General features: G+C 71.3%; 5 protein-coding genes. All 5 read left to right on the top strand.

Features of this window, described 5'->3' with window-relative positions:
- The first annotated feature begins 84 nt into the window (after positions 1-84).
- Positions 85-789, top strand: coding sequence for a Crp/Fnr family transcriptional regulator (locus VGV06_07930; GenBank protein HEV2055087.1), 705 nt, complete (start codon positions 85-87; stop codon positions 787-789).
- A gap of 71 nt (positions 790-860) precedes the next feature.
- A complete protein-coding gene (locus tag VGV06_07925) occupies positions 861-1472 on the top strand; it encodes a hypothetical protein (protein HEV2055086.1) in 612 nt (203 codons plus the stop codon).
- A gap of 52 nt (positions 1473-1524) precedes the next feature.
- Positions 1525-3870 carry a xanthine dehydrogenase family protein molybdopterin-binding subunit gene (locus VGV06_07920; GenBank protein ID HEV2055085.1) on the top strand — a complete coding sequence of 782 codons (2346 nt, stop codon included), beginning with the start codon at positions 1525-1527 and terminating at the stop codon, positions 3868-3870.
- A complete protein-coding gene (locus VGV06_07915; protein HEV2055084.1) occupies positions 3867-4736 on the top strand; it encodes an FAD binding domain-containing protein in 870 nt (289 codons plus the stop codon). Before VGV06_07920 ends, VGV06_07915 begins: the two co-directional genes overlap by 4 nt.
- Positions 4733-5058, top strand: a 326-nt coding sequence (locus tag VGV06_07910) for a 2Fe-2S iron-sulfur cluster-binding protein (GenBank protein ID HEV2055083.1), incomplete at its 3' end; no start/stop codon positions are given. The genes VGV06_07915 and VGV06_07910, both read left to right, overlap by 4 nt.

Genomic DNA, 5058 nt, shown 5'->3' with positions numbered 1-5058 from the left:
TCGAACGCGCCGCAGTCTATCATCGGCCGCCGTGTCCCTGATCGCCCTCCACCTTGGCCCGACGTAGTGAAGCCGAGAGCGTCCGTGCCGCCTCAGGCCGCCATCGACGCGTTGAGGCGGGTTGCGTACTTCCGGAGCCTGCCCGCAGCCGAGCTCGCGCGGCTCGCGCAGCGCTGCCGCCAGCGCGCTCTCAGGCGAGGGGAGCGCGCGTTCGAGGCGGGCGATCCATGCCACGGCCTCCTGGTCGTCGCCGAGGGTGGCGTGGAGATGCGCCAGGTCTCACCGCGCGGCCGGGAACAGGTGCTCCACGCCGAGGGCGCGGGCGCGACGCTCGGCGAGGCGCCGCTGTTCGACGGGCAGGGGTATATCGCCTCGGCCGTCGCCGTCGAGCCGACGCGGCTCGTGCTCATTCCAAGGGAGGCCGTGCTCGACCTCTGCCGGCGCCATCCGGCCGTCGCGCTGTCCATGCTCGAGGCCATGGCGAGACGGGTGCGGCGCTTTGCCGGGCTCGTCGAGGACCTGGCCTTCCGCCAGGTTACCGAGCGCCTGGCGCGCCACCTCGAGGCGAGCGCGGCCGCGTCGGGCCTGCCCGTGTCGCCGGGGACCGTCGTCGATCTCGCGCTCACCCAGGAGCAGATCGCCGCGCGGCTCGGCACGGTGAGAGAGCTCGTCTCACGGGCTCTTGCCCAGCTCGAACGCGCCGGCGCGATCAAGCGCAGCCGCTCGGGCATCGTGATCCGCGACCCCGGGCGCCTTGCGGAGGCGGCGCGGGGCGGCGCTCCCGCGTGACCTAGGTCACAGATTTCGCGCCCCCTTGTCGGCATACTGGTTGTGATGACTCGACCCGACAGGAGGAAGCCATGAAAAGTTCGCTCGTGATCGCTCTCGGATCCGCGGCCCTCGGTGCCGCTCTCGTCGTTGGCAGCGTCTGGGCCCAGGGGCCGCCCCCGCTGCCACCCGGTTCGATGCCGCACGACATGCACCACCAGCATCACCCGGCAGGCGGCGGGCAGAGCATGCCGGGGCAGGACGCTTTCGGCGCGATGGCCGAGGTCGTGCGGATCCTCGAGGCCGATCCCGCCACCGACTGGTCCAAGGTGGACATGGAGCGCCTGCGCCAGCACCTGATTGACATGAACGAGGTGGTGCTGCGCGCATCGGTGAAGGCGACCCAGGTACCGGGCGGCCTCGCGATGGATGTCACGGGCGAGGGTCGCACGGCGCGCTCGATCCGCGACATGGTCATGCCGCATTCCGCCGAGCTCGGCGGCATGCCCGCGTGGTCGGCCAAGGTCGAGCCCATCCCCGACGGCGTCCGGCTGATCGTGGTCGCCCGCGATCCAGGCGACGCCAAGACGGTGGCCCGGATCCGCGGCCTCGGCTTCGCGGGCCTTCTCGTCCAGGGCGGGCACCACGGCCCGCACCACCTCGCCATGGCCAAAGGCGAGATGCCGGCCTCGCACAAGCACTGAGCGCTGCCTTGCTGGACAGCCGCGCGGCGTATTGATATCGTCGGGCGGTTCCATGGGAGCGAAATACTTCGGGGCATCGGTTCGCCGCAAGGAAGACCCGCGCTTTCTCCGCGGCGAAGGCCGCTACGTGGACGACATCAAGCTGCCCAGGCTGCTCCACGCGGCCTTCGTCCGGAGCCCCCACGGCCATGCCAAGGTCCTCTCCGTGAAGACGGAGGCGGCCCGCCGCCTGCCGGGCGTCACCCACGTCTTCGCCTTCGCCGACCTCGAGCGCTGGATGAAGCCGCTGCCGCTCTTCGGCGCGACCCCGCCGGGGCTCGCGGCGCGGGTGGACGTCACGATGAAGCAGGTGGGCCAGCTCGCCATGGCGCGGGACCGCGTCCGCTTCGTCGGCGAAATCGTGGCGATGGTCCTGGCCGGCAGCCGCGCGCTTGCCGAGGACGGCTGCGAGCTGATCGAGGTCGAGTACGAGCCGCTGCCCGTCGTCGCCGACATGATCGCGGGCGCGGAGCCGGGGGCGCAGGTCCTGCATCCGGAGATGGGCGACAACGTCGCCGTCTTTTTCGAGACGGGCTTCGGTGACGTCGAGGCCGCCTTCTCCTCTGCGGACGTCACGGTGAGAGAGCGCTTCGAGATCCAACGCTATGTCGGCATGCCCATCGAGACGCGAGGCGTGGTCGCCCAGTGGGATGCCCGCGACGGCTCGCTCACGACGTGGAACTCGACCCAGGTCGTCCACTTCGTCCAGCAGGGGCTCGTTTCGGCGCTCGGTCTGCCGCCCCACAAGATCCGCGTCATCGCCCCCGACGTCGGAGGCGGCTTCGGCACCAAGGCGACCGGCTACCCCGAGGACCTGCTGATCCCCGCGGCCGCCATCGCCGCGCGCCGCCCGGTCAAGTGGACCGAGGACCGCCGCGAGCACATGATGGCGGCCGGGCACGCGCGCCACCAGATGCACGACATCCAGATTGCCGCGCGGCGCGACGGCACCATGCTCGGCGTGCGCGACAGGATCTGGCTCGACCTCGGCGCCTACAACTCCTGGGGCATCGTGCTCCCCTACAACACCGTGGCGCATCTGCTTGGACCGCATCGCGTGCCGAGCCTCCACGTCGAGTGCCGCGGCGTCGTCACCAACAAGACGCCGAACGCGCCGTACCGCGGCGCGGGGCGGCCCGAGACCGTGTTCGCGATGGATCGCATCGTGGACTGTCTCGCCCGCGAGCTGCGCATGGATCCGGCCGACCTGCGCCGGAAGAACTACCTGACGCAGGCCGACATGCCCTACGAGCTTGGCATCCCGTACCGCGACGGCAACCCGCTGGTCTACGACAGCGGCGACTTCAAGGCGGGGCTCGAGGCCGCGCTCTCCGCCGTCGGCTACGACGCGCTGAGGCAGGAGCAGGCGTCACTCCGCGCCAAAGGGGTCCACCGCGGCATCGGCATCTCGGGCTACGTCGAGGGGACGGCGATCGGGCCGTACGAAGGCGCCACGGTGAGGCTCGACGCCTCGGGGCGCGCTGTCGTCGCCACGGGAGCGTGCAGCCAGGGGCAGGGGCACGAGACGTCGTTCGCCCAGATCGCCGCGGACGCGCTCGGCATCCCGTTCGACTGGGTGACGATCGTGGGCGGAGACACCGCGGCCATCCCCTTCGGCGTCGGCACGTTCGCCTCGCGGAGCGCGGTGAACGCCGGCAGCTCCATCCACGTCGCCGCCGGCAAGGTGCGCGACAAGATCGTCGAGGCCGCCGCCGCGCTCCTCGAGGCCGCGCCGGCCGACATCGAGATCGCCGACGGCGTGGTCTCGGTGCGCGGAGTGCCTGCCTCCTCGCTGCCCGTGAGCCGCGTGATCCAGGCGGCGATCCCGACCTTCGCCAAGCCGGGCGTCGCCTCGCCAGATTTCGAGGCGACGGTGTACCAGCACCAGCCGACCGTGACCTACGCGAGCGCCGTCCACGTCGCGTACGTGGAAGTGGATGTCGGCACAGGCGCCGTGAGGCTGCTGCGCTATCTCGTCGCCCACGACTGCGGCAAGGTCATCAATCCCGTGATCGTGGAAGGGCAGGTTCACGGGGGAGTCGCGCAGGGAATCGGCGGCGCGCTCCTCGAGGAGATGGTCTACGACGAGCAGGCCCAGCTCCTGACCGGCACCTTCATGGACTACCTCGTGCCCACGGCCATGGAAGTGCCGGCGATCGAGACCGTCCACCTCGAGTACCCGTCGCCGAGAAACACGCTGGGCATGAAAGGGGTCGGCGAGGGCGGCGCCATCTCGCCGCCCGCCGCCATCGCCAACGCCGTCGAGGACGCGCTCGCCCCCTTCGGCGTCCGCGTCACGCGGACCCCCCTCGGGCCTTCCGTGGTCTTGGGCCTCCTCGAGTCGGCGGCGAAGACATGAAGCCGCCGGCCTTCGAGTTCGTTGCCGCGTCGAGCGCGGCCGACGCCGTCGAGGCGCTGAGGCGCTACGGCGACGAGGCCAAGATCCTGGCCGGCGGCCAGAGCCTCATTCCCATGCTCGCCCTGCGCCTGGCCCGCCCGTCGGCGCTCGTGGACATCAACCGCTGCGACGATCTCGAGGGTCTCGCCGAGTCTGGAGGAGTCCTGACCGTCGGCGCGCTTGCCCGCCAGCGCGATCTCGAGCGCTGGGCGCGGACGGGTTCGCCGCTCCTCTCGGAGGCGCTCGGCTGGGTCGCCCATGCGCCCATCAGGAACCGCGGCACCGTCGTGGGTAGCCTCGTCCACGCGGACCCCGCCTCAGAGCTGCCGGCCTTGCTCCTCTGCCTCGACGGTTCAATCCTGGCGCGCCGCAAAGGCGGCGAGCGAGTGATCCCGGCGGACAAGCTCTACCTCGCCCCGCTGACCACCTCGCTCGAATCCGACGAGCTGGCGACTTCCGCGCGCTTCCAGCTGCCTCCCGAGGGCGCCGGCTGGGGCTTTGCCGAGGTCGCGCGGCGGCACGGCGACTTCGCGCTGGTCGGCTGCGCGGCAGTGCTGGCCCTGGATAGCACGGGGGCCGTGTCGCACGCGCGGCTGGGATTCTTCGGCGTGGGCGGGACACCGATCAGGAGCGCGCCGGGGGAGGCCGCCCTCATGGGCCGGGAGCCTACTCCCGCCCGCATCGTCGAAGCCGCGAAAGCCGCCGCGGCGGCGCTCTCTCCCGACGGCGACCTGCATGCCTCAGCGGACTATCGGAAGAAAGTCGCAGCCACGCTGACCGAACGCGTGCTCGCGACCGCGCTCGGGCGCTGCGGGAGAGCGCGGTGAAGCGGGCCGTCCGAGTGAAGGTGAACGGCACGGACTGCGACGAGTCCGTCGATGTGCGCTCGACGCTTGCCGACTTCCTCCGCGAAGACCTCGACCTGACCGGAACTCACGTCGGCTGTGAGCACGGCGTCTGCGGCTCCTGCACCGTGTTGTTCGACGGCCTACCGGTGCGCGCCTGTCTCATGCTGGCGGCGCAGGCCGAGGGCCACGAGGTGACGACCATCGAAGGCGTCGCGCCGCCCGACGAGCCGCTCCACCCAATCCAGGAGGCCTTCGCGGCCAAGCACGGGCTCCAGTGCGGCTACTGCACGCCGGGCATCAT

Source organism: Candidatus Methylomirabilota bacterium (assembly GCA_035936835.1).
Classification (GTDB): domain Bacteria; phylum Methylomirabilota; class Methylomirabilia; order Rokubacteriales; family CSP1-6; genus AR37.
This window is presented reverse-complemented; position numbering and strand designations above follow the sequence as displayed.

Coding starts and splice junctions, on each gene's coding strand:
- VGV06_07920 (HEV2055085.1), top strand. CDS start 1,525: ATGGGAGCGAAATACTTCGGGGCATCGGTTCGCCGCAAGGAAGACCCG.
- VGV06_07915 (HEV2055084.1), top strand. CDS start 3,867: ATGAAGCCGCCGGCCTTCGAGTTCGTTGCCGCGTCGAGCGCGGCCGAC.
- VGV06_07925 (HEV2055086.1), top strand. CDS start 861: ATGAAAAGTTCGCTCGTGATCGCTCTCGGATCCGCGGCCCTCGGTGCC.